Here is a 26,885-nt window from a genome sequence, read left to right as displayed (position 1 = left end):
CGCACCACGGTGACATCAGCCGCTCCGCGGCGCGCTCCCTGATCCCGCCTGATCCGAACGAAAGACCCTAAGCCTTCTTCAGAGTGAAGTCGGTGGTCACCGTTCCCTTCTTGACGACCTTGATGGTGGTCACCGTCGGGGCGTAACCGTCCTTGGCGACGATCACGGTGAGGGGGTTGTTGCGGGCATCCAGCCAGAGTGCGTAGTGGCCGTCCGCGTCGGTGATCAGGGTGTACGAGGACGCCCATGAGTCGACCTGGACGGTCGCCCCCCTGAGGGGTGCCGTGGTGCCGTTGGATGCCTTGGCGAGCACTGTTCCGGTGATCTTGCCCCAGGTGTTCGGCGGGGCCACTGTCATGGTGACGGGGACCGACGCCACCGGGTACGGGGTGTTGGCGGAGATGGAGATCTGGGCGGTGTAGTCACCCGGCTGGGTGATCTCGTCGACCGAGGACTTCACCGACACCGCGACCGAGACGCTGCCGCCCGGAGCGAGCTTGAACTCCGAGGAGCCCAGCGACAGCCAGCTGACGTCCGAGCCGCCGGTCTGGTCGTAGCCGGGGAGCAGTTCGACCGTGCTGACCGGGCTGGCGGTGCCGGTGGCGCCGCCGACCTTGTAGAAGCCCGGGGCGCCGCCGCCGCGGAAGGTCGCGACATCGGCGTTGGGCAGGGACGACCAGGTCCCGGCGGCCGGGTCGTAGGCGTAGCCCACGTTGGTGAGCGCGTTGCCGCTGACGCCGGAGGAGATCAGCAGCAGGCCGTTGGCCGCGGTGGAGGCGGAACCCCACAGGGTCTTCGGCATGTCCGGCAGGGCCGACCAGGAGTCGGCAGCCGGGTCGTAGACGTACGCGGACTTCAGCTCGCCGGAGTCGGTGGTGCCGCCGGAGCAGTACAGCAGTCCGCTGATGGCGCCGCAGGACTCCCAGGCGACATCCTCGGGGTAGCTCGCCGCGGTGGACCAGGAGTTGTCCGACGGGTCGTAGACCGTCACGGAGTCGGAGCCGCAGGCGCTGGCGGTGCAGCCGCCGACGGCGTACAGCTTGCCGTCCAGGACTGCGGAGCCCGGGCCTGCCAGCGGAGCCGGCGACGAGGCACCGGTCGTCCAGGTGTTGGAGGCGGGGTCGTAGATCTCCAGCTTGGCGTCCGGGCTCCCGCCGGCGCCCCAGCCGCCGACGGCGTACAGCTTCCCGTCGATGAAGCCGTGGGCCGGGGCCTCCCGAGTGTCGGCCGCGTCGGCCAGCTTGGTCCAGCCGTCCTCGGCGTCGTAGGAGTACAGCGACTTGATGTCGGCCGAACCGTTGTAGCCGAACGCCGAGTAGATCTTACCGTTGTCGGCGGCCACGGCGTTGTCCTCGATGGTGGCGGGCAGATCGGCCACGGTCTCCCAGGCGTCGCCGCCCTCGGCCGGAGCGGCCGCGGCGTCACCGGCCTTGCCGGCCTGGCTCTTCGCCGACAGAGGTGAGAAGTCCCCCTTCTCGCTGATCAGCGGCGCACCCGAGGTCGCCTGGGTGAAGCTGCCGGTCTTCTCGGCCAGCTTGACGGTGGCGTCGGCACCACCGGTGTTCTTGATCGTGACGGTCTTGGTCGCCGAAGCGCCCCAGGCCACCGGGGCGTCGACCGAGGAGGGCGTGACCTTCAGACGCCCAGCCTTGAGGGAGAAGTTCTTCTCGACGGCCGAATCGGCGGCGAAGGTCACGGCCTTGGAGGCGGTGGTGTACTTGGACTTCGACGCGGTCAGGGTCTGCTTGCCGACGGGCGCGAAGGCCCAGTAGAAACCGTCACCGAGGGCCGCGTCGTCCGGGGTGGCGGCCGAGGTGGTGCTCACGGCGCTGTCAGTGGTGCCGGTGAGCGTGGCCCCGCTGATGCCGTCGCCGGTGTTGGCGTCGGTGACCTGCCCGATGACCAGACCACCGGGGACTGCCGACAGGCTGCGGGCGCCGACGAACACGTCGTCGACCTCCCACCACCAGCCGAACTTGCCGGTGAAGTGGAACCGGACCCGCACGTCGGACTCGCCCGCGTAGTCGCTCAGCGGGATGGTGATCTTGGAACCGGTCACGGAGGTGGTGAGCGAGGAGAGGGTGGACCAGGTGGTGCCGCCGTCCGAGCTCACCTCGACCTTCGCGGTCTGGTTGGAGAATGACTTGTAGCTGGTCCGGTAGCTGAGCTCCGGCAGGTCCGTGCCCGAGAAGTCGTAGGGCGGACTGGTCAGCGTGGAGTCCTGGGTGTTGCCGCTGCCCGCCTTGTCGCTGTCCACGATGGCGAAGGCGCCCGTACCGCCCGTGGCGTTCGCCCGGCTGCCCGGGTCGTCGAACTCCCATCCGCCGGTGGTGCCGTCGGCGTTGTCGACGGTCCAGCCTTCGGGGGCCGAGGTGGTCGAGTCGAAGGGCTCGGTGGTGCCCTCGTCCTTCGCCGTGTAGCCGGCCGCGGTGCCCGCCCAGGCGTCCGCCGGCAGGCTCACATTGGCGGAGACCGCCGAGTCACCCACGGCGATGTCCTTGGTGGCGGTCTGGTAACCCGGGTAGTTGCTGCTGACCTTCAAGGTGTATGTCTTGCCGGCCGGGAGGTCGACCGAGTAGGTGCCGTTGAGCGGGTCGGTCTCGACGGGCGCGCCCGGCACTCCGTCCACGGTGATCGCCGCGTAGAGCGGCCAGCCGTGACCGGAGCCGTCGGTGACCTTGCCGGAGACGGTCCGGGTCGGGACCGGGGTGAGCGCGAAGCTCTTGGTCACCGAGCCCCCGTCGGTGATCTCGACGCCTGAGAAGGTGGCCGTGGTGTATCCGTAGGCGTCGACCTTCAGGTCATAGGTACCGGCTGCCAGAGTCAGCGAGTAGGTGCCGTCCGCCCCGGACTTGGCCTTGGAATCACCCGCGCTGATCTCCGCGCCGGCGACCGGGTCACCGCTGGTGCCGTCGGTGACGGTGCCGCTCAGCACGCCGTGCGGACCGTTCTGGAAGGCCTGGACGCCGTTCGGCGTACCGAGGCCGGTCGGACCGTCCCAGCCCTCGCCTGCGGTGCACAGCTTGGCCGGGGTGCAGGAGCCGTTGTCGCCGTCGACGACGTCGTTCAGACCGCTGCCGCCGGCCGCATAGGGGTAGGCGGCCGGGTACGTGCCTGCGGTCGGTGTGCCGGCCGCGGCGTAGACACCGGCGATGATCGGCGAGGAGGCGCTGGTGCCGCCGTAGACGGCCCAGCCGTCACCGCCGTAGGTCTGGTAGACCGAGACACCGGTCAGCGGGTCGGCGACCGCGGAGACATCGGAGACTGCGCGCATGTCGCAGTCGGTGCCGGCGCTCTCCTGCCAGGACGGCTTGGCCTCATAGACCGAGCAGCCCGAGCCCGGACCGCCGAAGCTGTTGAACCAGACCGACTCGGACCAGCCACGGCTGTTGGAGGAGTCCTGCTCCAACGCGGTGCCGCCCACGGAGGTCACGTACTGCGAGGCGGCGGGGTAGGCGACACCGTAGGCGTCGTCGCCCGAGGAGGCGACCACGGCAACACCTGGGTGGTTGTAATGGGCGTCGAAGTCGGTGGTCTCCGACGGGTCCTCACCACTGCCGGGAGTGCTGGTGTAGTTCGTGCCGTACGAGTTCGAGATGAACTTGGCGCCCTGCGCGACCGCTTGGTCGACCGAGGCGCCGATGTCCTCGAAGCTGGCGGAGTCGGCTTCCACCAGCACGATGTTCGCGTACGGGGCGGATGCCGAGACCATGTCCAGGTCGAGGGAGATCTCGCCGGCCCAGCCGCTGTCGGCCTCCGGGTAGTCGGTGCCGCCCCTCTGGTCGACCTTCTTGAAGCAGCCGTTGTCCGTGGTGCAGGCAGGCAGTCCGTACTGCGCCCGGTAGACCGCGAGGTCTTCCTCGGCGGTCGGGTCGTCGTAGGCGTCGACGATGGCGATCGTCTGGCCCGCTCCGCCGCCGGCCGGCAGGTTGTAGGCGTCCTGGAGAGCGGTGGCGCCCCAGCCGCTCGGGGAGGTGTCGCTGGGCTGGACGCCTTCCTTGGGGGTCACGTCGGTGCGGCGCAGCGCGAAGCAGCTCACCTCACCGGGCCCGGGCTCGGCGCAGGAAGCCTCTACGGACGGTTTGGTGTTCGTGTCAGCGTCGGCGGAGGTCGCCGCGTTCGCCACCGGGGCGGTGAACCCCAGTACGGCGATGGCTAAGGCGCTGGCCAGGGCGGTCAGCCCAGTCCATGCAGATCTTCTCCGTCTGGCAGCCGGTCTGGATATGCCGGTGACTGTCAATTGCGTGTCTCCCATGTGATGCACGGGTCGACCACACGCTTTTCAGGTCGACGGCGAATTGTTTTCGCCGTTCACCAATTGGTCGGTATGCGGGCGGTGTCTGTCAACGGTGCCATTGTTAAATTTATTTATCCGCCGCCCTAAAGGGGGCCATTACCGAGCGAATCGAGAGAAAGGTGACGTCCGATCGATTTCAATGGTCTAGGCATCTGGCGACTTTATCGAACTCCGGCAGAAGGTATCCGATGCCGAATGCCGCCGGTGTCCGTGGTGGTCCCTGGGGCGATAACGAGGGCTGCCCGCCTCTCGTTCCCCTCGGGGTCCGGCCGGCCGATCGCCATGCGCCCAGCTTGCCGGTCGCCCCGATCTGCTTACACGCAAGGCGAGTTGATCATCGCCGTCAGGCGAAGTGGGGCCCATCGCAGGTGAACGGTACGTGATCGGAAAATAGTCGTAAGCCGCCAGGGGGGCTGGGCATGTTTCAGCCACTCGACGGTGATTCGACTTCCGGGGAGATCTTGGTGGGTGACTGTGACCAGCCTTCTCGCCGTCGGTGGACATGGCTGGGCGATCGCTTTCGGGCAATAATGTGTGTAGGTTGCATGGGCGTGGTCGCTTTCTGCTTCGGATGGGTTTTGCAAAATGCGACTACGCTCTGATGTTCCTGCGGATCGGTTGGCCATTCGGATGGAAAGCAGCTGAATGATCGGGACGCTCGGCTAGGTTTGGTAGCAGTGTTTCGGTGGAAATTCCGACAGGGCTCTGCAGGTAAACCAGGAGCAGCGGATTCGACCGTGAGGGAGTAAGCGCCCGCCGCCGCGAGGGGCGGGCGCACGGCCTGAGAGGCCACGGGCGGGAGAACAGTCCGAGGTCCGGGTGGGGTTCCTGGAACGCCTGCGAACCACCGGCGCGCCGGGCACCCGAGCCGAATCGCTCGCCCTGGGTGTCACAGGGGGCGCTCCCATCGAACTCGCCGCGCGCAGCACGCTGATGCTGCCTGTCGACATACGCCCGGACGGTGCCGCACTGCGGTGGGCGACGGCCGAACTCGACGGCGCCGGTTGACGGCTCGGACCTGCTGCGGTGCGGTGACGGGCCGCGACGGGCGCTCATCGACACCGACAGGCAGGTCGTCGTGCACGGTGACGCCGAGGTGGTCCGCACGGAAGGAGGCGGTGTGCGGGTGACCTGGCCGGACGGTGAGTGTCCCAGGTCAGAGGCGCTCCGTTGGCTACTTGATCACACCCCGGACACGCGCACTCGCGAAAGCACAGGGCCAGTGGATCGGCGTTCGTGGGCCGCAGCCGGAGGGGGCACTGTTGAAGATGTGGATGCCGAACAACTCCTCTCCGGTCTGCAGCAGCCGTGGCATCGACGGCACGCGCTGCTCGCGATACCACTGTCACTCATCGTGCTGATCACCCTTGTGGATCTGCTGTCCCCCCAGGACATCCACCTGGGGCCATTGCTCGTCATCGCGCCCACGATCACCGTCTCGTTCGCCGGCCCCCGTTTGACCGCAATGACCGGGATGCTGGCCGTGGCTGCCCAGACACTCATCGGCCTCCGCGAAGGCGCGCTGACCTCCCGGAACATCGTGGTGCAGTTGGTGGCCCTCGCCCTGCTGTCGTCTCTGGCCGTGTACTTCAGCCTGGTGCGCGAGCGGAGAACGGGCGAGCTCAAGCAGGTGCGGACGGTGTCCGAGGCCGCACAGCACGTGCTGATGTGGCCGCTTCCGGACCGGATAGGTCCGTTGAGAGCGGCGTCCCTGTACCTGGCCGCCGAGGACGAGGCTCAGATCGGCGGCGACCAATGGACCGACAGCCCTCCCGGGGTCCTGCTGCACCACATCCGGCACGACCTTCTCGCCCACGCCGGCGGACGCCTCGACGACGATGCCGCCCTCATAGCCATCCACCACGCGCCCGCCCGCCAAGCCCGCCACGCAAAGACCACTCCGCACGACCGGTGGGCCGTGAGGCCCAATGCGGCCCCGGCGAAACGCCGAATGACCTCGCCACCGTCGGTGCGATAGTGCCCTGATGCCGAGGTGCCACCGGACCCGCTTCTCGTGGACGAAAGCCGTCTGTCAGGACCTGGCCGCTCGTGGCCGGCTGAAAGATCCGGATCAGCTCGCCTTTCCCCGGGCGGGGAGGTCCGTGGCCGCCGCGTTGGGTGTCGCGGTCCACGATGTCGTCGTGGAGGGGGATCCCGCCGTGCCGGATCGCCGGCGCGGCGGCGACGGCGTGGAGGCCGTCGGGGTGGGCCTGGACGGCGAGCGTGGGCGGCGCGGAGGAACGCCATGCCGGTCAGTCGCCTGCTGAGCCCGGTCCCAGAGGCGGCGGCCGCCTCATGGAAGTACGGGGTGCTGATGCACCAGGTGACATCGCCGATGCCGGTGAACGACTGAAAGGTCTTCCGCGAGGCGCCGCTGCCGGCGGACGAGGGCGTCGTCGGACGGTGCGTGCATGGCGTCCCTCCCGGGTGTCAGGTGGTGGGACGGGGCCAGGGGACGTCGGTCTCGACGGGCGCGGCGTAGTCGATGCCGGGCACGGCGAAGCCGTAGAGCTGCCGCACCTGGACGGTGAACCAGTCGAGGTCGGCGAGGGTCGGGATGTTCGCGGTGGTGGCGGTCTGCCAGCGCTCGGCGACGGCCTCCTGGACAGCGGGGGTCAGCTCCCACGTGTCGAGGCGGACCCGTCCCTCGTCGTCGACGTCGAGAGGCGCGGTGCCGGTGAGTTGGTCCCAGAGCTGGGTGAGCTGGTCGATCGGCGGAACCATCTCGTCTTCGAGGACGCCGCGCAGCAGCCCGACGTAGAGCGCGATGCCGGGGATGGCCGTGCTGGACTGCGTGACCGCGGCCCCGTTGACGGAGGTCAGGGCACAGCCGCCGACTTCCTTGGCGAGCCAGTCGTTCAGGTCGCGGGCGTTCTGCTCCAGGTGGGCCTTGGCCGCACCGATGGTGCCCTGCCGGTAGATCGCGGCCGTCAGCGGTGATCCGATGTAGGACAGGGCCACGGTCTTGAAGCCCTGCGCCAACAGGTCACGCCCGGCGAGGTGGTCGATCCAGCGGGCCCAGTCCGTGCCGCCCATGACAGCGACGGTCTGCTGGATGTCGTCGCCTTCGGCCGGCCCGGTCTCGACGCTCGTGACCTCGGGTACCCCGTCGCCGTCGAAGACGAGGGTCTTGGTGCGGTACGCCTCACCGATCGGCTTGAGCACGGACGCGTACGTGACGCCGGTGTCGGGATCGGTGCGGCGAGGAGCGGCCACCGAGTAGACGAGGTAGTCCAGGCGGCCGCCGAAGCGCTGCTTGATCAGGTCGGCGACCTGGTCCTTCATCTCGTTCGAGAACGCGTCGCCGTTGAGGAACACGAAGTCCTGCCCGGCCTTCGCGGCCAGCTCGGCCGTCGCAGCAGTCCGGTACCAGCCGGCCGTACCGGTTCGGCGGGCGGGCGCCTTCTCGAAGGACACCCCGATCCCGCGGATACCGGCCCTGGCCAGTCCCGCGATCGTGGCGGCCAGCCCGTACCCGGAGGACGAGCCGATCACGAGCGCGACGGGCGCCTCGTCCGAGCGGCTGCTCTGCGCCGGTTCGGGGACGGCCTGCCACATGTCCTCGACGAGCCGGGCGCAGCCGGCAGGGTGTGAGTCGAGGAACAGGAATCCGCGCGAGCGGGAACTGACGATGCGTTCACTCATGAGCTGTCCTTGCCGGTCGACGTGTCCAACGGTGCGGCGACCACCGGAGCGCCCACCGCGTCCTGTAAGTCTCGGACCATACGGACCCGGGCAGTCACCTCATCCGGGACAGTAATGGTCAGGCGATCTTGGAGGGGTTCCACCACTTCGGGCAGACCGAGACCATCCACGCCCAGCCCCGCCTCCGGCACCCGACCGGCTGCGAACACGCGGTCACCGACCAGCCCGTGACCGCGGCATGGACCTCCGCGGCTGCCCGGGCGATCACGCGCCCGCGCCCCCATGCCGATTCGGGACAGCAGCGCACCGGGGCCGGGATCACCAGGGGACTGGCGTGTCCGGTGCGTTGGCCGGTCTGGCGATACGAGGGGCCTCTCAGGACCTTGATGTGGCGACGTCCGCTCCAGGGCAGTACAGGTCGTCGCTCTTCGGGGAGGCCATAGAACCGGGCGCCGTCCGTGAGATCGGTTGCGGACGGGTTCGACAAGTCCGTGGTGCGAGCCGGCCGGGCGATCATCGCTTGGAGCGTCAGGCGGGCTGTGGTCGCACCGGCGGCCCTGACGACTTCGAATCCGGTGTGGAATCGATCATCCGCCTGCGCCCCGCCGGCGGCGCGAGTGGGACGCCAACTGGAGGTTCGCCGGTCGCCGGAGCTGCTGGGTCTGAAGTCGTTCTCCGGGCCGCCCGAGCTCTCGGCCGGGGTACGGCGACCGCGGACCTGCTTCCCCGATCCAGTCGGCGCTGGATTGACCGTGGTTGTCCGCCTTACGGGCACGCTGTGGGCGCAGCGTCGAGGAGTAGAGGGCTGCTACGCCCGGCGATTGCGCTGGGCCGCACCGTACGCGGACGACGTTCCCTGATGGAGAGTGCCGTTCCCGGCCCCATGATCCCGGCGCAGACGTGCCGGGATCATGGGGCCGGTGTACGGTCGAAATAGGGCAGAAATGCGTAAAATTCGCAGTCGAATGACGGGGCCGGTGGTCGATACGCCCTCGAGGAGTGCCTATGTCTCAGCAGACGAACATCGCCGCACAGACTGCCTTCGGTGAGGCTGTCGCCACAGGCAACCTCGACGCCATCGAGGAGATCGTAGCGCCCGGCTCGATCGACCACGATCCAGCCCCTGGGCAGGGGCCGGGGCCGGAAGGGTACAAGTCCATGTTCGGCGAGTTGCGGACAGCCTTTCCCGACCTGCACGTCGCGGTGGAGCATCTGGTGGCCACCGACGACGAGCTGGCGTTCGCCTACACCATCAGCGGCACTCATCTGGGGGAGCTGATGGGGCATCCGGCGACGGGCAGGACGGTGAGCTACCGGGGCATGCAGATCAGCCGCTTCGACAGCGACGGCAAGCTTGTCGAGCGCTGGGGCAGCAGCGATGAACTCGGCATGCTGCGGCAACTCGGCCTCGTCGAGATGTGACCCCGTGGACTTGTCTCGCGATTGACCGGTGTTCCCCGTGATTTGCTGCTCGTTCGGGCACGGTGAGGGCACGGTTCAAGGGCCGTCCCGTGAACGCTGGTCGAGTCGTGCGGCGGAGACTCTGAGTTCCCGGCGACAGGGCCTCAGCCGATAACCCGCGCCTGCGACTTCGGGCTGTGGCAGCCTGCCGTCATGCCGGCAGAGCTACGAGAACATGCAGGTCATCTCTACGCCATCCAGTTCCACTACGCCCTGCCCGACGATTCCTGGGCTGTGGAGCTGAGCAAGGCTGTGCCCGCGCCAGCCGAGTGGGCTGAGACCCCTGACGCGGCGCCCCACCTGCCCGGAGCGGCCTTCCTGGTGGCGTTCGTCCCCGACGAGGACCCGGATCTGGAGCCGACGGTCCATATGCACAGCCATGACGAGCACGTCATCCCCTACGAGATCATGCGCTGGTTCATGGAACAGGTGGCTGATCAGGTGGAACGCTGCCGGGTAGCGCTGGCCGAAGGAGATCCGAAGCAGTGAGATGATCTGGCCGCGGCCCGAACCCGTCCGGGCAGAACACGGTCCGGCCACGACGGCGTGGGCTCGGTCGCGGGTATTTCAGTGGCCTGCTGTCATGTCGAACCGCCACCCTGCGAGCATGACGGTCTTCTTTCTGGTGCAGCACGCCGAGAAGGAACGTCAGCCCGGTGACCCGGGGCTGACCGAACTGGGACGACGACAGGCGGCCAGGACTGCCGATTGGGTGCAGCACGTCGGTCTGCACGCGGTCTTCAGCAGCCCCTTGCGGCGTGCTCGCGAGACCGCGTGGCCCATGGCGTCCAGGACTGGCCTGCGCGTTCGAGAGGAGGACCGCCTGCGCGAGAGGATGAATTGGGACGGATCCCAACCCGTGGAAGACTTCCTGGCGGACTGGGCCGCTTCGGTGAAGGACCGGGACTTCATTCCTATGTACGGTGACTCCTCCCGCGATGCCGCAGAGCGATTTCGCGCCTGCCTGGTCGACCTCTCCAAAGAGCCGGGCACTGTCGCCCTGGTGACGCATGGCGGGGTCACCGTGGACCTGCTGCGTACCTTGATCGGTGACGATGCGGTGCCAGTCGCGTTGATGCAGCACGGCGTTCCCTCCTGCGCGATCACCACACTGGAAGGCCTGTCCGTCGTGGACATCGCTTCGGTTGCGCACCTGGAGTGACCAAATGGCCAATGCCGCCTGGTGATTCGCCAGCCGAAGGACGCACGGTCTGCTGCGGCAGGGGTCAGGCCGCCTGGGCGAGCGGCCGCCCTTCCCGGCGGATGCCCTTCTCACTGTGGATGCGGGCACGTTCGCGGCGCTGAGCCGCCAGCACGTCGGGATGGCGGGCGTTGGCGCCGCGCCCGTGAAGGTAGGCGTGCAGGGCGCGGGTCTGCACGGTGTGGTGGGGGTGGTTGGAGTCGGAGATGGTGAACTGCTGCAGTGGTCCGAAGTGGGCCTCGATGGGGTTCGCCCACGAGGCGTAGGCCGGGGTGCAGCACAACTCGACCTTGTGTTTCTTCGCCCAGCGGCGGATGTCGGCATCTGCGTGGGCGGACAGGTTGTGCATGGCCACGTAGCTCGGGGCGCCGTCGGGCCGGGCGGAACGGATCGACTCCAGCGCGGCCAGAGTGTTGGCGGCTCCCTTCTTGCGGCGGTTGACGCCCCACAGGGTGTCGTCGCCGAGCGAGTAGCAGCCGTGGAAGCAGCGCACCCCGTGAGTGCGGTGGTAGGTGGCCGGCACCCGGTCGGGGTGCTTGAGTTCGGCACGGTCCGAGCCTTGGGTGGGCCAGGTGCCGAGCAGGCCGATCTCGTCGAATGTGAAGCCCCGGTCCGGGAAGCGGTGAAGGACCTACTCGATCCGCTCCTGGCCCGCTGGATCGGCCCGCCCCGTGCCGGCCGCACGGACGGAGCTGAAGCTCTTCTTCCTCGACGAACATGGGGGAAGATGGTGCGCCGGTGCGCCGTTGTTACGGGACATGACATTATTCGACGGCTTTGACCCCGCCACCGCCAGCCTCCTCGATGGCAAGAACTTCGCCACCCTCGCCACGGTCAACCCCGACGGCGGTCCGCAGACTTCGGTGGTCTGGTTCGAGCGCGAGGGCGACACGGTGCTCATCTCCGTGACCTCGGGCCGCAAGAAGGCCCGGAACATCCAGCGCGACCCGCGCGTCAGCCTCACGGTCTTCGATCTGAGCAACCCGTATCGGTCGGCCGAGATCCGGGGCACCGCCGAGCTGCTGCCCGACCCGGACAAGGAGCTGCCGAAGCGGCTCTCGCAGCGCTATCTGGGCGAGGCCCCGCTGCACGAGATGACGGCGGAGATCCGGTTGATCGTCCGGGTCACCCCAGAGAGGGTGAACGGCTTCGTGGTGTAGGTCCCTGGAGCGACCACGTAGGCCAACCCTGACGCTGCGCCGGGCCAACTGCCACTCAGCATGGCGAGTTGCCCGGCGCGCACCGCTTCCGGTGCCGCAGCAAATGCCGTGCCTGTTGCCGGGATCGGGTCCGCTGCGCTGGTGGTGCGCCGGCGGGTGCGACCGGCGGTGCGCCGCAACAACCGCAGCCCTCGTCATCCGGCTTCGGACATGATCGGCCGGACAAGTCCTGCTACTCCAGCTGTACTTCGTGTTCTCGCTCCGCAGAGCGAGAGTTACGGTGATCTCTGCGTGAACTTGGTGAGGTGCCTGCACCCTGCAAGATCGGGCGGTGGCGACCCTGACCGGTGGCAATCGGTACTGCGGAACGTGGCGGCCCAAGCAGCGGGTCGGTTCGCCCCGGGCTGAACTCCAGGCGTGGACCAGAGGGTTCGCGACCGGCCTTCTCCTTCGCATGGACTGCAAAAACCGCCGGTCGCCCGCTGGACAGGATGGCCGATGCTCCGACGCGACGCTGATCGCGGGGCCCACTGGAAAACAGCCGGTCCTGGCCACTATGACACGAACCGGACTAGTGGCACGATAGTCGCACAAGAAGTATCAATGGTCGATACGTGTTTCCTGGGGCACCCATGAACATTCGGCTCCACCTCCGACTCTTCGCTGCAACGGCCGGGACCGGCCTGGTGCTCACCGCCTGCGGGAGTTCCGGCTCGCCCCCGAGCGCGTCGGGATCGCCGTCCCCCGCACCGGGCACATCGTCGCCGTCGCGGTCGGCCACCGTCTCCGTCCCGTCGGGCCCCTCGGCGATCACCCCGCCGGGCACGCAAACGCCGACCATGCCGACGCCCGGCGGCAGCGCGCCGCCGCTCGGCTCTGGGCGCCTCCAGCCGATGTGGCCGTTCACCACGCTCGCCGAAGCCCGGGCGTGGGAGCGTGACTTCCACTCCGCCGGCCACCAGCCCTGGCATCTCGATCCTGACCAGACGGCACTGTCTTTCACCCAGGGCTACCTGGGCTTCCGGGGTATCGGCCGCGTCACCGCGCACACCGTCAGAGGTCCGGACGCCCGCATCGGCGTCGGGCTGAGCAGGCCCGTGGGAGTCACGGGCACTGCGGCGGTCATCCACCTCGTGCGGTACGGCACCGGCCCGGACGCCCCGTGGGAGGTCGTGGGCACCGACGACACGACGTTCTCCCTGACCAATCCCGGATACGGGTTGATCGTCCGCTCCCCCCTGCTGACCGGTGGGCGGATCACCGGCGTCGACGAAAGAATCCGCGTACAGGTGCGCCAGCCGTCGTCCGCGGCACCGCTGGGCACCTCCTGCTGCACCCCGGCAGGCGGCAACGACCGGCACTGGAAAGAGTCTGTGCCCTTCTCCGGCGCCGACGACCCGGTGCTCACAGTCGTCGCGTCCACCGGCGGGCACATCGCTGAAGTCGAACGCTTCACAGTCACCGCGGTGCGCACCGGCTGACCGGCTCACGTGATCACGAGGTGCGCCTGGAATACCAGGCCGTGTTCTGAAAGTTCGCCGCCCTTCGTGGTGATCTTCGCGTGGGGCGGGGAGATCTGTGGGCATCCCGCGAGCCGTGATGAGTCCTGTGGCGGCCGGCGGTCGTAGTGTCGAACCTGCTCCCGAGGAGGACCTCTGATGCGCAGCGTGACGTACGCGATGGGCGTCTCCCTTGACGGCTACATCGTCGGGCCGAACGACGACTTCGACTGGACGGCGCCCGACGAGGAGGTCTTTCGCTTCGTCGCCGACGAGATCCGAGCGATCGGCGTCCACCAGATGGGACGACGGCTGTACGACACAATGCTGTACCGGGAGACCGCCGACCAGGATCCATCGCTCGACGACTCACAGGTGAACTGCTGGCGTGGACGCGAGAGATCGCGCCGAGCGTGACGCGCCGGCGCGGCCTTCCGAGCCTGTTTCGGGCGTACGGAGAGGCACCCGCCTGATCGCGGTACCGGTGGCGCTCGGCCGGGCTGTCACGGGGGGAACCGCTCCGGGCGGAAGTCCGCAAGCATCTCGTCTCTCGTCCCGCCGAGGATCTCCGAAGCAAGCAGCTGGCCGATGACCGGCCCGAGCGTGATGCCGCTGTGGGAAACGGCCTCGTAGTAGCCCGGTACGGACGGTACCGCTCCCACCGAGGGGAATCCGTCGGCTGGGATGGGCCGGTCGGCTATCCGTGTCTGTGCGATGCGGGAGTTATGGAGCTCGGGAACGACGTGCCGCGCCGATTCGTGGAGCAGCCGTGCGAGTTCCGCCGGATCTTCGCCTGTGTCGATGAGTGCGTCGATCTCGCGGCTGTGGAGGACCACCGAAGCGTCTCCGTCGGGACGGATCTCGATGTGAGGCGCATGCATGGCCCGGTGCACGGGGACCTGAGCACAGCCGATCCGGGTGACGAGGCCGGGTTCCCGGCGCATCGGCAAGTGCCGTGCGATGAGCCCGGCGACGTGGGAGGCGTTGGGGCCCGCTGTGTTCACGACGATGTCGACGTCGAGGCAGGTCCCATCGGACAGAGCGACTGTCCGGATGCTCCCGTCGGCACCGGTGCCGATGTCACGGACCGCGGTGCCGGACCGGTGCTCGGCGCCGGCTGCAACAGCCTGCCCGACCATGCGGCCGACGAGATGACGTCCGTGCACCCAGGCTTCGTCGGGGTAGAACACGACTGGAACCTCGTCGGGCATCGTGAGAGCAGGTTCGAGGCGGCGGCGCACCTCGGCCCCCGTGCACACCTCGACCGGGTACTCCCAGCCGGCCAGCAGTCCAGCCGTTTCCAGGAGCCCCGCCTCAGTTGCGGGATCGTCTGCCCAGCGCAGGTGGCCGCTGGGATACCACCATGAGTCCGGCCCGATGATCGTGGCAAGCTCACGGTGCGCTGCCATGCCCGCGACGTTCAGGTCGAAGTAGGACTTGCTCGCGGTCTTGTTGCTGGCGTTGACCCACGAGAAGGACCAGTTGGTGACACCTTCGCCCGGCCGGCCCGCGTCGATGAAGACCACCTTGGCACCGTGCCGGGACAGGTTCCAGCCCACGCTGGCTCCGAGGATGCCCACTCCGATGACAGCAACACGTTCAGGCCGCATCGCGGGCCCCAGCCTCACGAACGCCCCCTTCCAGCATCACGGGCGAACTCAACCCCCGTTTCTAGCATGCAAGCATCCGGAACGGTGAGCACCATGAGGTCAGCTCATCTGGTGAGTCTGCGGAAGCAGATGAGGGTGTAGTCCTATCCCTGGTCAGCGTGGAGCTGGGCGGTCTGCGGCGCCCGGGCCCTCGGCGGGAGCGGATGGGCGGGATGCCCTTGACCAGCGGGCTCAGGGCCTGGCTGTCGGGCAGGCCGGCGCCGGAGATACCGATGGACAGGGGCGGACCGGTCCGCTCGGTGATCAAATGGATCTTCGAGCCGTACGTGCCACGGTCGACAGACATCCCACGCGGCCAACGCGTCAGGCTGCCAGGGCGGGGTCCTCCGATGGCTGGTCGGGGAAGGCCTTCACCGTGCCTCAACGCGAAGTTGGAGAAGGCTCGTTGTTCCTGATCCAGCCCGCTTCGGATGCCCGGCCCATAGACTCCCCGGCATGAGGTGGGGGAGAGCGCTGATCGTGGTGGGGCTCGTCTTCCTGCTGAGCGCGTGCGGCGCGAGGTACAGCCCGCTCTTCATCGGGGGCGGGGCCTCCGAACCGGTGATCGGCTGGCGTGAATGCCCGGGTGCTGAGCGCGATGGGATCACGGAGGTCGGTCTCTACAAGTGGGCGAAGGACGGTACCGCCGATGATCCTGGTGAGCTGCTGTGGCACATCAAAGCAGACAAAGGCAACATCTTGCCCCATATCTCCCTGGGTGAGGCGCCGCCAGGTTTCACGACTCGACTTCCCTTGACGGCTGAGCTCGACGCGGGGACTACCTATGCCTTGCGGGCGAACATGGACTCGGACGATCTGGTCTCCGGCTTCCTTACCTTCCGGCCTGAACAACTCGCGGTCGGAGGGATTGTCTTCGACAGTGGCACGGCGGAGTCGATGAAGAACTACGAGGGCCGTGACAACGAAGATTTCGGCTGCTTCACACGCTGAGCTCACGTCCGGCTGTTCAGCGCTGCGAGGTTCCCCCGCATCTCGAGGGATCCTCAGTGAGGCTGCCTGTCACGGCGTTGAGCAGGCGGTCTTCCCGGGTCGGTAGCAACATCTCAAGCTGATGCCCGGCTACGTCGCACACCATGATCGAGAGTTCCTTGCTCCTGAGCCGTCCCGGTGAGTGGTTGTTGTCCACGCAACCACCGTGATCCCTTCCCCCGCCCCGCCCTTGCGTTCGGCACGAGGCTTCTGGCGGCCGGCCGTTGCCCGGCCGCATCCCCCTGCACATACTGAGCCGGACCAATTCCGTACAAGGGACTCTTCATGACCGAGAGCATCAGCTCGCACTCCGGCACGACCGTCGCAGCGGACCGGGACGGGGAACCCATGGTGCGGGTGGAGAACCTGCATCGTTCCTACGGTTCCGGGGCCGCCGCCGTCCACGCGCTGCGCGGCGTCTCCTTCGACGTCCCGCGCGGTGAACTGGTTGCCCTCAAGGGCAGATCGGGCTCCGGGAAGACGACACTCCTCAACCTGGTCGGTGGGCTCGACGCCCCCGACGAGGGCCGCATCACCGTCGCCGGCACCGATCTGGCCGGCCTCGGTGAGGACGGCCTGCTGGAGCTGCGCCGCGACCGGATCGGTTTCATCTTCCAGTCCTTCGGCCTGATCCCGATCCTGACGGCTGCCGAGAACGTCGGTGTGCCGATGCGTCTGCGCAAGACCGACCCGAAGGAGCGTGACGAGCGGGTCGAGCTGCTCCTCACCCTGGTCGGACTCGCCGATCACGCGGCGCAACGGCCCGGCGAGCTCTCCGGCGGCCAGCAGCAGCGCGTCGCCATAGCCCGCGCGCTCGCCAACCGGCCCGCCCTGCTGATCGCCGACGAACCGACGGGCCAGCTGGACGCGGAGACCGGGCTCGCAGTGATGGAGCTGCTGCGTGCCGTGGTGCGGGGCGAGGGTGTGACGGCACTGGTCGCCACGCACGACGCCCAGCTGCTGGGCCTGGCCGACCGGGTGCTCGAACTCAACGACGGCCATATCGTCGAGCACGTCTGACCCGTCGGCTGGAGTGCCGCATTCCGGTGTTCTCGTGCCGGAATCCGGTCACGGTCCGATCAAGTCTGCGCGAGAAGGGTTTTCTCCGTGCGCCGCCTCTGAAAGCATCCGTTCCGAAAGGGCTTTCGGGGGACGTACACAGGGCAATTCGGGGGAGACCGGTGACGGGGTTTGTGTTTCTCCGTGCACGCGGACACCGGTTGCTGCTCACGGCCGCACTGCTCGCCGTCCTGCTGACCACCGCCGTACTGGCCACCCTCGCCGCGTTCGCAGGCTCCGTCGGAGACGTCGGGCTGCGTCACGCTCTGCAGACCAGGGACGCGGCCGCCGCCTCGCTGGTCATCACCGCGGAGAGTCCCGGCACGGACCGTGCTGCGGCCATGCGGGCCGCCCGGCGCGGTGCGGAGCAGTCCTTCGACGGACTGCCCGTGACCCTGCGACAGTTCGACCGCTCCGGTCCGTACGCGCTGCCGCGCAGTCTGCAGTCACCGGCAGCCCGCAAGGGCGAACCGGACCTCACCAAGCTCGCCGTGGTGGACCGTTCACGCGTCCGTCTGTCGAAGGGCGACTGGCCCACGGCAGGACCGGGCGACGTGATCGGGGTCGCCGTGCCCGACGCCGCCGCGAAGCAACTGAAGCTCTCGCCGGGTCCGCGGGTGCTGACCCTCACCGACCGGCTTCAGGGTCCCGCGGTGCGGATACGCATCACCGGCACCTACCGTCCCGTCGACCGGAACGATCCGTACTGGCAGTTGGACGAGCTGGGCGGGCGCGGTGTGCACAAGGACGCGTTCATGACGTACGGGCCGCTGCTCACCGACGCCGCGACCTTCGGTTCCGGCCGTATCACGCAGAACGGTCCGTCCTGGCTGGCGACCGCCGATTTCGGCACCTTCGGCGCCGACCGGATCGACCCTCTGCGCACGGCCGCGAAGAAAAGCCAGAGATTCCTGGCCGCACAGCCCGGGCTGAAGGGCGGAGTCGTCGCCCACACCTCGCTGCCCGACGTCCTCAGCCAGTTGGAGCGGGCGCTGCTGGTGTCCAGAGCGACGCTGCTGATCGTCTCGTTGCAGCTGGTGCTGCTTGCCGCGTACGCGCTGTTGCTGGTGGCCCGGCTGCTGAGCACGGAACGTGCGGGCGAGACCCAGGTGCTGCTGGCCCGCGGCGCATCGCGTGGCCGTCTCGCCGCGCTCTCCGCCCTGGAGGCGCTGCTGCTCGCGCTGCCTGCCGCCGTGTGCGCACCGCTGCTCGCCGGTCCGCTCACCCGCCTGCTGGCCGGGCAGGGACTGCTGGCCAGGATCGGGCTCCACATCGACACCGGCCTGACCGCAGAGGTCTGGCTGGTCAGCGCGGTGGCGGCGCTGGCCTGCGCCGCGGCCGTGGTGGCTCCGGCGCTCACCGCGGCCGCGGCGGCACGTGGCCGCGCCCGTGCGCTGCCCGCTCCGCTGCGGGCCGGCGCCGATGTCGGACTCCTTGTCGTGGCCGCGGTCGCGTACTGGCAGCTGGACCAGCGCACCTCGGGCAGCGGTGCGCTCAGCGGTGACCGCGAGGGACAGTTGGGCATCGATCCGCTGCTCGTCGTGGCACCCGCGCTGGCGCTGCTGGCCGGGACCGTCCTCGCCCTGCGGCTGCTGCCGCCGACCGCGAAGCTCGCCGAGCGGCGCGCGGCCGCGGGCCGGGGTCTGACCGCTTCGCTCGCCGGCTGGCAGCTCAGCCGCAGACCGCTGCGCGGCGCGGGTCCGGTGCTGCTGCTGGTGCTCGCGGTCGCGATGGGCATGCTGGCGATCGGTCAGGGCGCATCCTGGGACCGCTCGCAGGACGATCAGGCGGACTTCCGTGCCGGAGCCCCCGTGCGCGTACTGGGCAGCGGCACCGTCCAGTTCGGGCAGAGCGGGGTGTACGACGGGATGCCGGGCGTACGGGCAGCGGTGCCGGCCGCCCGTACCGGTCTCGGTCTCTCGGGCGGCCGCCAGGCCACCGTACTGGCGCTCGACACCGGACTCGCCGGCACGGAACTGCGGCTGCGGGACGATCTGGCGGATGCCGACCCCGAGAGGCTGCTGGCGGCCCTGCACCCGCAGAAGACCGCACGCACCGGTGTGCTGCTGCCCGACGACACCGCGCGCCTCGTTTTCGATGTCACCCTGCGCGCCGCCGAGGACGGCCCGTACAACGAAGCGGGCACGATCATCACCCTTACCGTCGAGGACCGCAACGGAGTGCCGTTCCGGATGCAGTTGGACACACTTGCGCCGGACGGCAAACCGCACACGGTGACCGTGGACCTCGCGAAGGCGGCCGATGCCCCCGTGGGGAGGCCGGCGGGTCCGCTGGCGCTGACCGGGGTGGATTTCGACGAGGCGGGCTATCCGGACCGGATCGCGTCCAAGCGGCTCACGATCGGCGCGATGCGCTCGATCACCTCCGATGGCGCCACCCGGGGGGTCACTGTGCCGAAGGGACTGGTCTGGGAAGCCGAGGCAACGGCGAGCCCCGAGCCCGACCCGACCACGGATGAGCGTCAGCCGGCGATCACCGCCGTCGGCTCGTCGGCCCGGACGCCGCTCGACGTCTCGTACCACACGGGCACAGCGGTGTTCAACAGCGACTGGGGTGCCGAGCGCACGGTCACTGTCCGGGTCGCGGCCCAGCGTGCCGAACCCGCCGTGCCGGCCGCGCTGGCGACCGATCGCTTCCTCGAGTCCAGCGGCGCGAAGCCCGGCTCCGTGATCGAAATCCCGATGCCCGGCGGCCCCGTCAAGGTGAAGATCGCGGGCGTCCTCCGCGGCATCCCGACCACCGGGCCCGGTGCGGGCGGCCCCGATACGGCCGCCACCCCCGCGACCGACGGCGGCGCGCTGCTGCTCGATCTGCGGGCCGTCAACCGGGTGCTCGCCGCCCGCCCAGACTCGGCGCTCCCGCCCACCGAATGGTGGCTGTTCACCGAGCCCGGCATGGCGGATCGGGTCGCGGCGGCCCTGCGGGACAGGGCCGAGATCGACCCGACCCAGATCCAGGTGCGTGACGAGATCGCCGAGGACCTGCACGACGATCCGCTCGGAGCGGGCCCGCAGTCGGCGCTGCTCGCGGTGGCTCTCGTCGCCGCGGCGCTGGCCGCGGTCGGCTTCGCGGTCAGCACGGTGGGAGCGCTGCGGGAACGCTCGGCGGAGTTCGCGGTGCTCCGGGCGCTCGGTACCCCGCGGCGCCAGCTGGCTCGGCTGCTTGCCGCCGAACAGTCGCTGCTGATCGGACTCGCGCTGCTGATCGGGCTTGCCCTCGGCGCGGTGCTCACCCGTGCCGTCGTACCGCTGATCGTGCTGACCGGACAGGCCACACAGCCGGTCCCCGGTGTGCTGGTGGAGCTGCCGGCCGGCCGCGTTGCCCTGCTGGTCGCGGGAGTTGCCGCCGCGCCCGTGCTCATCGTGGCGGCGCTGGCGCTGCGCCGCGGCGATCCTGCGACGGCGCTGCGCGTCCAGGGAGGCGAGTGACATGAAGGCCGCCGCCCCGTGGGTCCGCACCCGGCTGCGTACAGCGCCCGGGTCCGCCGTCGCGCTGATGCTGCTCGTCCTGGTCACCTCGTTCCTCGCCGGGGCCTTCCCGCGTGCAGTGGACACGTACGAAAGCCGGGGCCTGCGCCATGAGATGAGCGCCGCCTCGCCGGATCGCAGCGCCATCCAGCTGACCGAGGAGGCGCAGTACGCTGACGGTGCCTTGAGCGACTGGGCCGATTCGCTGCAGTTGCGTCGGCTGACCGAGCACTACCGCCGGATCCTGGCCACCCTGCCGAAACCGCTGCGTGCCGACACCGGGCAGTCCGCCTACGGAGCACACACCCTCAAGCCCGTGGCGGCCACCGACGAGTGGCTGCCCCAACTGGACGGTGGCGGACCTGTGTTCACGCTCACCGCCCAGGCCGGAATCGCCGAGCACTCCACACTGACCTCGGGACGGCTGCCCAGAGCCACCGCGGACTCCGTCACCCCGGCCTCCGGTGCCGTGGAGGCAGCGGTCACCTCGGCCACTGCCAAGTCCCTCCACATCCAGACGGGTTCGACCATCCATGTGCCGCGGCCCGGCGGCGCGGCCCTCGCCGTGCACGTCACCGGCATCGTCGAACCTCTGCGGCCACGGCTGAGCTACTGGTCCGTCGAACCCGTCCTGCGCACGCCGACGCGGCTCTATACGGCGGAAACCATTCCTCAGCCGTACTGGCACGGCGCGCTGCTGCTGGCCCCCGAAGCCGCACCGGCGCTGCTGTCCGTCTCCGCGCAGACCGGGGCCTACTGGCGTATCGCCCCCGACCCGGCCGGCGTCGGCGTCGGCGATCTGCCCCGGATCACGCAAGCGATCGCCTCCCTCGAACACGGCCCGCTGCAGAGCACGTTGCGCACCAGGGTCTCGCCCGAGCTGGAGATCGCCTCCGGCCTGGACGACGTCCTGATCGACTTCGACGTCATCCTCTCCGCCATCAACCCGGTGGTCGCGGTCGCGGCCATCGGCGTCGGCAGCGTCGCGGGCGTCGTCCTGCTGATGGCCGGCGGCCTGGCCGCCGCGCGCAGGCACGCCGAGCTGTCCCTGCTGCGCTCGCGCGGCGGTTCGGTCCGCGGTATCGCGGGGCGGCTGCTCGCTGAGGTCGCCGTTCCCGTGCTGCCCGCCGCGGTCGTCGGCTGCGCTCTCGCGGTCGTCGTCGTCCCCGAGGGCCGGATGCTGCCGCCGCTGCTGGGCTCGGCGGCGGTCGCGCTATTCGCCTGTGCCTCGCTCCCGCTGAGGGCCGCGTTCCTGCACCGGCGGCCGCGGCTGCACGGCGAACGGGACGATCTCGTACGGGCCCGACCGTCGCGCCGCCGGACCGTGGCCGAACTGACGCTGCTGGTGCTGACCGTGGCGGCGGTCGCCGCACTGCGCCGCCGGGGTACCTCGGGCGGCGACGCGGACGAACTGGTCAGCGCCGCCCCGGTGCTGGTGGGTGTGATCGCCGCCCTGCTGCTCGTACGGCTGTATCCGCTGCCACTGCGGCTCGCGGCGCTGCCGGTGGCGCGACGGCGCGGTGCGATCGGCTTTCTGTCATTGGCCCGTGCGGGCCGTTCCTCCGCCACCACCGCGCTTCCCCTGCTGGCGCTGCTCGTGGCCCTGACGACGGCGGCGTTCGGCGGCTCGGTACTCTCCGGGGTCGCCGACGCCCGGGACCGGGCGTCCCTGGTCGCGGTCGGCGCCGATGCCCGGATCGATTCGGCCGAGGCGCTGCCGGACACGCTGGCCGGGAAGATACGGAGGGTGGCCGGGGTGCGCGATGTCGTGCCCGTCCACAGCGAGTCCGACCTGGACCTGCGGGACGCCGGCACCGAGAACGTCACGCTGCTCGCCGTCGACCCCGACTCGTATGCGCGTCTCGCCCGCCGTACCGGCCTTGGTGCCTTCCGGGCCGACGAGCTGCGGAAGTCCTCCGGAGTGCTGCCCGCGCTCGCCTCCCCCGCCGTCGCCGAGCGGTTGAACGGCCGGACGACCGCGATCGGCCCGGCGGGCGGCCTGTTCACGGTCCGCGTGGACGTCGTGCGCAGCGCCACCCCTGCCTTGGCCGAAGGCGACTTCCTGGTGGTCGATGCGGCGGGCCTGCCGGGCAGCCGCCCCGCCACCACGCTGCTGATCTCCGGCCCTTCGGTGACCGGCGCCGATCTCAAGGCAGCCACCCGTACCGCGGGCCCCGCCACCGTGACGTTGCGCTCCGCCGAACGGGACGGCTTCACGGATTCACCCGTGCAGAGCGGCGCCGAACGGATCTACGTGGTGGCCGCAGCGGCAGGCGCCGGATACGCCGTCCTCGCGCTGGTGCTCTCACTGCTTCAGACCGCCCCCGAGCGGGCCGCGCTGCTGGGCAGGCTGCGCACCATGGGGCTGACCCGCCGGCAGGGGCGCCGCCTGCTGATCCTGGAGAACCTGCCGCAGGCGCTGCTGGCCGCCGTGGGTGGTGTGCTGGTCGGCTGGGCAGGGATCCGGCTGCTCGCTCCCGGAATCGATCTCGGCCGCCTTGCCCTGGCCGCACAGGGACGCTTCACCTCGATCGGCCCGGTACAGCTGCGTGCCGACCCGTTGAGTCTGCTGCTGCCCGCGCTCGCCGTGGTGGTGATCGCGTCGGCGGTGGCCGGTGCACAGGCCTGGGTGACCACCCGGCGTACGACAACGACCGAACTCAGGGCAGGAGACACGCGGTGACCGAGTCCTCCATGACCGGGTCCTCCATAGGGATCACCCTCGGCGAGCTGGAGCGCCGGGCGGCGGCCCGTCGCGACCGGCCCGAGTACGGCCACGACGCGCTGATCACCTGCGACCGTCTGGTCCGTATCTTCTCCGCGGACGGAGTCGAGGTGCAGGCGCTGCAGGGACTCGATCTGCTGGTCCGCGAGGGCGAGTTGATGGCCCTGGTCGGCGCGTCCGGCAGCGGCAAATCGACCCTGATGAACATCTTGGCGGGCCTGGACGAACCGACGGCAGGTGCTGCGAAGGTGGCCGGCTGCGATCTGCTGGCCATGGACGCGAAGGACCGGCTGCGCTATCGGCGCGAGGTGGTGGGCTTCGTGTGGCAGCAGACGGCACGCAATCTGCTGCCGTATCTGAGCGCGGTGCAGAACGTGACACTGCCGATGCAGTTGCGCGGCCGTACGAAGAAGAAGGCCGAGCGGGCCGAATCGCTGCTCTCCCTGCTGGACGTCGCCGACTGCCGCGACCGCCGCCCGCACCAGATGTCCGGCGGTCAGCAGCAACGCGTTGCGATCGCGGTGGCGCTGGCGAACGAGCCGTCGGTGCTGCTCGCCGACGAGCCGACGGGCGAGCTGGACTCCCAGACGGCCGAGCAGGTCTTCGCTGCACTGCGTACGGCGAACGAGGAACTCGGCACGACGACCCTCATCGTCACCCACGACCAGTCAGTGGCCGACGAGGTCCGCCGCACGGTGGCCATCCGCGACGGCCGCACCTCCACGGAAACCCTGCGGCGGACGGAGGTCGACGCGACGACGGGCCAGGAGTCGGTGGTGGCGAGGGAGTACGCGATGCTGGACCGCGCGGGCCGCCTTCAGCTGCCCGCGGAGTACACCGATGCCCTGGGCATGCGTGACCGGGTGATGCTGGAGCTGGAACCCGACCACATAGGAATCTGGCCGGACGACACGACCGAGCGCCAGGTGTATTGATCACCAAGGGCTGTCCCGTCGTCCCTGGCGGGCGCACGACGACAGCTGCGGTCGGCTGACTCTTCATGGCGGGAGGCTGCTGATCCAGCGTGCCCGTTCCGGCCGCCCGGTCGCTCATGTGGCCGAGGAGATGGATTCTCGCGGGCGAACTGGGGCCTGTCCGGCGGAACGTGCCGGACAGGCCCCAGGTCCCGAGGGGGCTCAGCGCTTGAGCGTGAAGGTGAAGTCGCCGGAGAGCTTGCCGCTCAGCCGGACTGCCGACACGAGTTTCCCTTCCGTGATCAGTCGCTCGACCTCGGCCCGCGAAAGACCGCAGCCTTCGGCGATCAGGCGCACGGGCCGGACAGGGATCCGCGCCGCGAAGCGGACCGAGATGTCGATCACCTCGCGTTCCAGGTGATCCGATCCGCCGGTGTCGAGGCGCCAGGCGTTGTCCCAGTCGAGGGCGATGCGATTACGGCGCCGTACGGCCGGATCCTGGAGCAACTCGGCTGCCAGGCCAGGGTCGTTGTCATGCATCCGGTCCAGCAGCTCGGGTCGTACGGAGCGCACATTCACCCGCTCCAGGACCGTGAGCTTCGCCGTTTCCCCGCAACCGGTACAGAGCACGAGGAGCCAGGCGTCGAGGAGCTTGTGGTTGGCGTTGACGCGAAATTTGCCGTTTGCCCGGAAGCGCTCGGAGGCGCACGTGTGGCAACGCCGGAGAACGAGCGGCAGGCAGGTGGGCATGACAACCCAGTTGTTGAGCACAGAAATACACCGGTTTCAGTGAGAAGTCCGCAGCAAAAAGCAGCGCGGCGCAACAAAGCGCGACGCGCGACGAATCAGCACTCGGGAGGTCTCACACGGTGTACAACGGCATGTCCTTGCCTGGACGACTTGGTTCGACAGCACGGTAATGGCGCGCAGTGGCGCTGTTCCAGTGGTTTTCGAGCACCTCATCGCCAGGCCCGTCCATGACCGGGCGCCGGGGGAGTGGCACAACGTCTGCCAAGCTGTCCGGCTTCGTGCGAAGCATGCCCGGGTCCGGCCCAGGGACGCGGATCTTCCCTGGCACGACCGTGAACTGACGGGCCGTTCCGGCTCCGGCAGTACAGCCCGCAGATGTACCGCCCGACGGCAGCCTGGTGCCGCTCGCCGAGCAGGACCGAGGCCGGTGGGACAAGGAGTCCATCACCGAGGACGTCGAGACCCTGCAGGCGGCCCTCGCCCGCGACCGGCCGGGCGAGTTCCAGGCCCAGGCCGCCGTCGCGGCACCCCACGCAGATGCGTCCGACGCCGAAGAGACCGACTGGGTGCGGATCGTCGAGTGGTACGACGAGCTCGCGCGCCTGACCGACAGCCCGGTCGTCCGGCTCAACCGCGCAGTGGCCGTCGGTGAGGCCGATGGACCGCGCGCCGGGCCAGCGGCGCTGAACGACTCACTGCCCCGCCACGCCGCGGTGGCGGCACACCTCCACGAGCGCGCCGGCGACCTGGCGACTGCGGCACGGCTGTACGGCACATTCCGAACTGCCGGTCCCCGCTGCCTTCGCTCAAGTCACCCCACACGTACGGTCCAACGACATCGCGACGGCCGCTCCGTGGGGGGCAATGACGAATTCGTCGATGCTGTACGGGCCTTCACCGGCGCGGGCTTCACGGAGATCGCACTCGTCCGGATCGGCGGAGCACACCAGCGGCCGTTCTTGCGCTGGGCCGAGGAGAAACTACTGCCGGCCCTTGCGAACTCTGATCCCTCGCCGCTTCGCCACGGCGTTCAGTGTGCTGGACTGACGGCCGCCGCTTCGTCTGCGGCGTACTCGCGACACAGTCCAGATCCCGACCCCGATGATGGGGAACACGATCAACGACATCCTCACAATGGCGATGATCCCCACGAAGAGGAACGTGATCAGTAACTCCCATATCGAGGGTTCCGGTTCCATGCACTGCCTTCTTGCTTGACGTAGTTGCGTAACGTTGCTCTGGCGACGACGCACGTGCAGAGCCTGCCGGTTCCTCACCCCAGCTCTGATGGGTCCCGCTGAGACGGCTCCGACCGCAGTTCCGGGCATCAGCTTCGCGGGACGCGTAGGGGCTTGGCTCAGTGGTGCTGTTGGTGCTGAAGCCTGTTGCCGGTATGCCGCCGGGCTGGCGTCGACAACCTGACCGAGCCCTTGACGGGCAACCTCGGGGCCACCACTGTATGGCGTACATCACAGGAGACTCGGGGGGCGAATTGATGAAGCGTGGACGTGCATTGTCAGCGACACTGGCGATGCTGATAATGCTGCCTTTGGCAGTGCTGGTCACATCGACGCCGGCACAGGCGGCCGAGAAGTGCGCGCCCGCTCCCACTGAGTACTTGTGGTACGCGGAGGTCGGAACGTACTACCCCAAGACCCTGCGCAACATCACTACCTATCTCTACACAGGGAAGCAGTCGGCCGGCGCCTACGCTGAGGCTTATGTCCCGAACGGGTCCTACGTATCCATCGATCGTTCCATCGGATCATTTTCGGCAGTCACCGACGCGGAGAAGAAGAACGGGCACGGCTGGCGTACCAACGCGCAGGTCGCCGCCACCGGAGGCTACGACTACTGCCAGGCCTACCACTCCGGTGCCACAGGGTGGACTTCAACGCCTGTTGTTCAGGGGCGCTACCACGCAGTCCGACCGTGCCTGCGCGTCTCTGGGGTTCTGGAATGCGCACAAGACAGGTGGTACGTCGACTTCGATGGCTGACCACTCGCTCCTCGCTCCGACCACGGTGCTCACGAACTGTGTAGATCA

At 69.1% G+C, this 26,885-nt stretch carries 17 protein-coding genes and 3 pseudogenes; 15 read left to right on the top strand and 5 right to left on the bottom strand.

The window, feature by feature from the left end; genetic code table 11:
• Positions 1-67: 67 nt before the first annotated feature.
• Positions 68-4,153 carry a carboxypeptidase regulatory-like domain-containing protein gene (locus tag OG878_RS03510; RefSeq protein ID WP_443049231.1) on the bottom strand — a complete coding sequence of 1,362 codons (4,086 nt, stop codon included), beginning with the start codon at positions 4,151-4,153 and terminating at the stop codon, positions 68-70.
• Positions 4,154-5,116: 963 nt separating this feature from the next.
• On the opposite strand from OG878_RS03510, the gene OG878_RS03505 reads away from it, so the two are divergent.
• Both OG878_RS03505 and OG878_RS03500 read left to right on the top strand, forming a co-directional pair.
• Positions 5,117-5,305 (top strand): hypothetical protein, encoded by a 189-nt coding sequence (locus OG878_RS03505; RefSeq protein ID WP_328885357.1) that lies wholly within the window; start codon positions 5,117-5,119, stop codon positions 5,303-5,305.
• A 262-nt stretch (positions 5,306-5,567) separates the two neighbouring features.
• Positions 5,568-6,275, top strand: a complete 708-nt coding sequence (locus tag OG878_RS03500; RefSeq protein ID WP_328885356.1) for a hypothetical protein — start codon at positions 5,568-5,570, stop codon at positions 6,273-6,275.
• A gap of 452 nt (positions 6,276-6,727) precedes the next feature.
• Here OG878_RS03500 and fabV read toward each other — a convergent pair whose 3' ends face one another.
• Positions 6,728-7,942: an enoyl-[acyl-carrier-protein] reductase FabV gene (gene fabV / locus OG878_RS03495; protein ID WP_328885355.1), complete on the bottom strand. Its 1,215-nt coding sequence runs from the start codon at positions 7,940-7,942 to the stop codon at positions 6,728-6,730.
• A 1,005-nt stretch (positions 7,943-8,947) separates the two neighbouring features.
• Between fabV and OG878_RS03490 the strand changes: the two genes are divergently transcribed.
• The 3 genes from OG878_RS03490 (at position 8,948) to OG878_RS03480 (ending at position 10,565) form a co-directional block, all read left to right on the top strand.
• Positions 8,948-9,364 (top strand): ester cyclase, encoded by a 417-nt coding sequence (locus tag OG878_RS03490; RefSeq protein ID WP_328885354.1) that lies wholly within the window; start codon positions 8,948-8,950, stop codon positions 9,362-9,364.
• A gap of 192 nt (positions 9,365-9,556) precedes the next feature.
• Positions 9,557-9,892 carry a hypothetical protein gene (locus OG878_RS03485; RefSeq protein WP_328885353.1) on the top strand — a complete coding sequence of 112 codons (336 nt, stop codon included), beginning with the start codon at positions 9,557-9,559 and terminating at the stop codon, positions 9,890-9,892.
• Positions 9,893-10,010: 118 nt separating this feature from the next.
• Positions 10,011-10,565: a histidine phosphatase family protein gene (locus tag OG878_RS03480; RefSeq protein WP_328885352.1), complete on the top strand. Its 555-nt coding sequence runs from the start codon at positions 10,011-10,013 to the stop codon at positions 10,563-10,565.
• A 64-nt stretch (positions 10,566-10,629) separates the two neighbouring features.
• Here OG878_RS03480 and OG878_RS03475 read toward each other — a convergent pair.
• Positions 10,630-11,235: pseudogene (locus OG878_RS03475) on the bottom strand (transposase); the annotation flags it as partial.
• A 127-nt stretch (positions 11,236-11,362) separates the two neighbouring features.
• Here OG878_RS03475 and OG878_RS03470 point away from each other — a divergent pair.
• From OG878_RS03470 to OG878_RS03460, 3 genes and pseudogenes are all read left to right on the top strand, one after another.
• Positions 11,363-11,764, top strand: a complete 402-nt coding sequence (locus OG878_RS03470) for a PPOX class F420-dependent oxidoreductase (RefSeq protein WP_328885351.1) — start codon at positions 11,363-11,365, stop codon at positions 11,762-11,764.
• 839 nt (positions 11,765-12,603) lie between these two features.
• Positions 12,604-13,245 (top strand): hypothetical protein, encoded by a 642-nt coding sequence (locus OG878_RS03465; RefSeq protein ID WP_328885350.1) that lies wholly within the window; start codon positions 12,604-12,606, stop codon positions 13,243-13,245.
• Between the two features lie 177 nt (positions 13,246-13,422).
• A pseudogene (locus OG878_RS03460) lies at positions 13,423-13,641 on the top strand (dihydrofolate reductase family protein); the annotation flags it as partial.
• 125 nt (positions 13,642-13,766) lie between these two features.
• On the opposite strand, the gene OG878_RS03455 reads toward OG878_RS03460, so the two are convergent.
• Positions 13,767-14,873: an NAD(P)/FAD-dependent oxidoreductase gene (locus OG878_RS03455; RefSeq protein WP_328885349.1), complete on the bottom strand. Its 1,107-nt coding sequence runs from the start codon at positions 14,871-14,873 to the stop codon at positions 13,767-13,769.
• A 519-nt stretch (positions 14,874-15,392) separates the two neighbouring features.
• Between OG878_RS03455 and OG878_RS03445 the strand changes: the two genes are divergently transcribed.
• From OG878_RS03445 to OG878_RS03425, 5 genes are all read left to right on the top strand, one after another.
• Positions 15,393-15,863: a hypothetical protein gene (locus OG878_RS03445; RefSeq protein WP_328885348.1), complete on the top strand. Its 471-nt coding sequence runs from the start codon at positions 15,393-15,395 to the stop codon at positions 15,861-15,863.
• A 324-nt stretch (positions 15,864-16,187) separates the two neighbouring features.
• Positions 16,188-16,922: an ABC transporter ATP-binding protein gene (locus OG878_RS03440; protein WP_328885347.1), complete on the top strand. Its 735-nt coding sequence runs from the start codon at positions 16,188-16,190 to the stop codon at positions 16,920-16,922.
• Positions 16,923-17,083: 161 nt separating this feature from the next.
• Entirely contained in the window at positions 17,084-20,410 is a 3,327-nt protein-coding gene (locus OG878_RS03435; protein ID WP_328885346.1) for an FtsX-like permease family protein, read from the top strand.
• Between the two features lies 1 nt (position 20,411).
• On the top strand, positions 20,412-23,132 hold the full coding sequence (locus tag OG878_RS03430) for an FtsX-like permease family protein (protein ID WP_328885345.1): 2,721 nt from the start codon (positions 20,412-20,414) through the stop codon (positions 23,130-23,132).
• Between the two features lie 11 nt (positions 23,133-23,143).
• Entirely contained in the window at positions 23,144-24,109 is a 966-nt protein-coding gene (locus OG878_RS03425) for an ABC transporter ATP-binding protein (protein WP_328891119.1), read from the top strand.
• A 201-nt stretch (positions 24,110-24,310) separates the two neighbouring features.
• Here OG878_RS03425 and OG878_RS03420 read toward each other — a convergent pair whose 3' ends face one another.
• A complete protein-coding gene (locus tag OG878_RS03420) occupies positions 24,311-24,859 on the bottom strand; it encodes a DUF1062 domain-containing protein (RefSeq protein WP_328885344.1) in 549 nt (182 codons plus the stop codon).
• A gap of 356 nt (positions 24,860-25,215) precedes the next feature.
• Between OG878_RS03420 and OG878_RS03415 the strand changes: the two are divergent.
• Both OG878_RS03415 and OG878_RS03410 read left to right on the top strand, forming a co-directional pair.
• Positions 25,216-25,674: pseudogene (locus tag OG878_RS03415) on the top strand (RNA polymerase subunit sigma-24); the annotation flags it as partial.
• Between the two features lie 713 nt (positions 25,675-26,387).
• Positions 26,388-26,837 (top strand): hypothetical protein, encoded by a 450-nt coding sequence (locus OG878_RS03410; protein ID WP_328885343.1) that lies wholly within the window; start codon positions 26,388-26,390, stop codon positions 26,835-26,837.
• The last annotated feature ends 48 nt before the right edge of the window (positions 26,838-26,885 follow it).

The organism is Streptomyces sp. NBC_00316, from assembly GCF_036158715.1.
Lineage (GTDB): Bacteria > Actinomycetota > Actinomycetes > Streptomycetales > Streptomycetaceae > Streptomyces.
This window is presented reverse-complemented; position numbering and strand designations above follow the sequence as displayed.

Coding starts and splice junctions, on each gene's coding strand:
- fabV (WP_328885355.1), bottom strand. CDS start 7,942: ATGAGTGAACGCATCGTCAGTTCCCGCTCGCGCGGATTCCTGTTCCTC.
- OG878_RS03490 (WP_328885354.1), top strand. CDS start 8,948: ATGTCTCAGCAGACGAACATCGCCGCACAGACTGCCTTCGGTGAGGCT.
- OG878_RS03485 (WP_328885353.1), top strand. CDS start 9,557: ATGCCGGCAGAGCTACGAGAACATGCAGGTCATCTCTACGCCATCCAG.
- OG878_RS03480 (WP_328885352.1), top strand. CDS start 10,011: ATGACGGTCTTCTTTCTGGTGCAGCACGCCGAGAAGGAACGTCAGCCC.
- OG878_RS03470 (WP_328885351.1), top strand. CDS start 11,363: ATGACATTATTCGACGGCTTTGACCCCGCCACCGCCAGCCTCCTCGAT.
- OG878_RS03465 (WP_328885350.1), top strand. CDS start 12,604: ATGCCGACGCCCGGCGGCAGCGCGCCGCCGCTCGGCTCTGGGCGCCTC.
- OG878_RS03455 (WP_328885349.1), bottom strand. CDS start 14,873: ATGCGGCCTGAACGTGTTGCTGTCATCGGAGTGGGCATCCTCGGAGCC.
- OG878_RS03440 (WP_328885347.1), top strand. CDS start 16,188: ATGACCGAGAGCATCAGCTCGCACTCCGGCACGACCGTCGCAGCGGAC.
- OG878_RS03430 (WP_328885345.1), top strand. CDS start 20,412: ATGAAGGCCGCCGCCCCGTGGGTCCGCACCCGGCTGCGTACAGCGCCC.
- OG878_RS03425 (WP_328891119.1), top strand. CDS start 23,144: ATGACCGGGTCCTCCATAGGGATCACCCTCGGCGAGCTGGAGCGCCGG.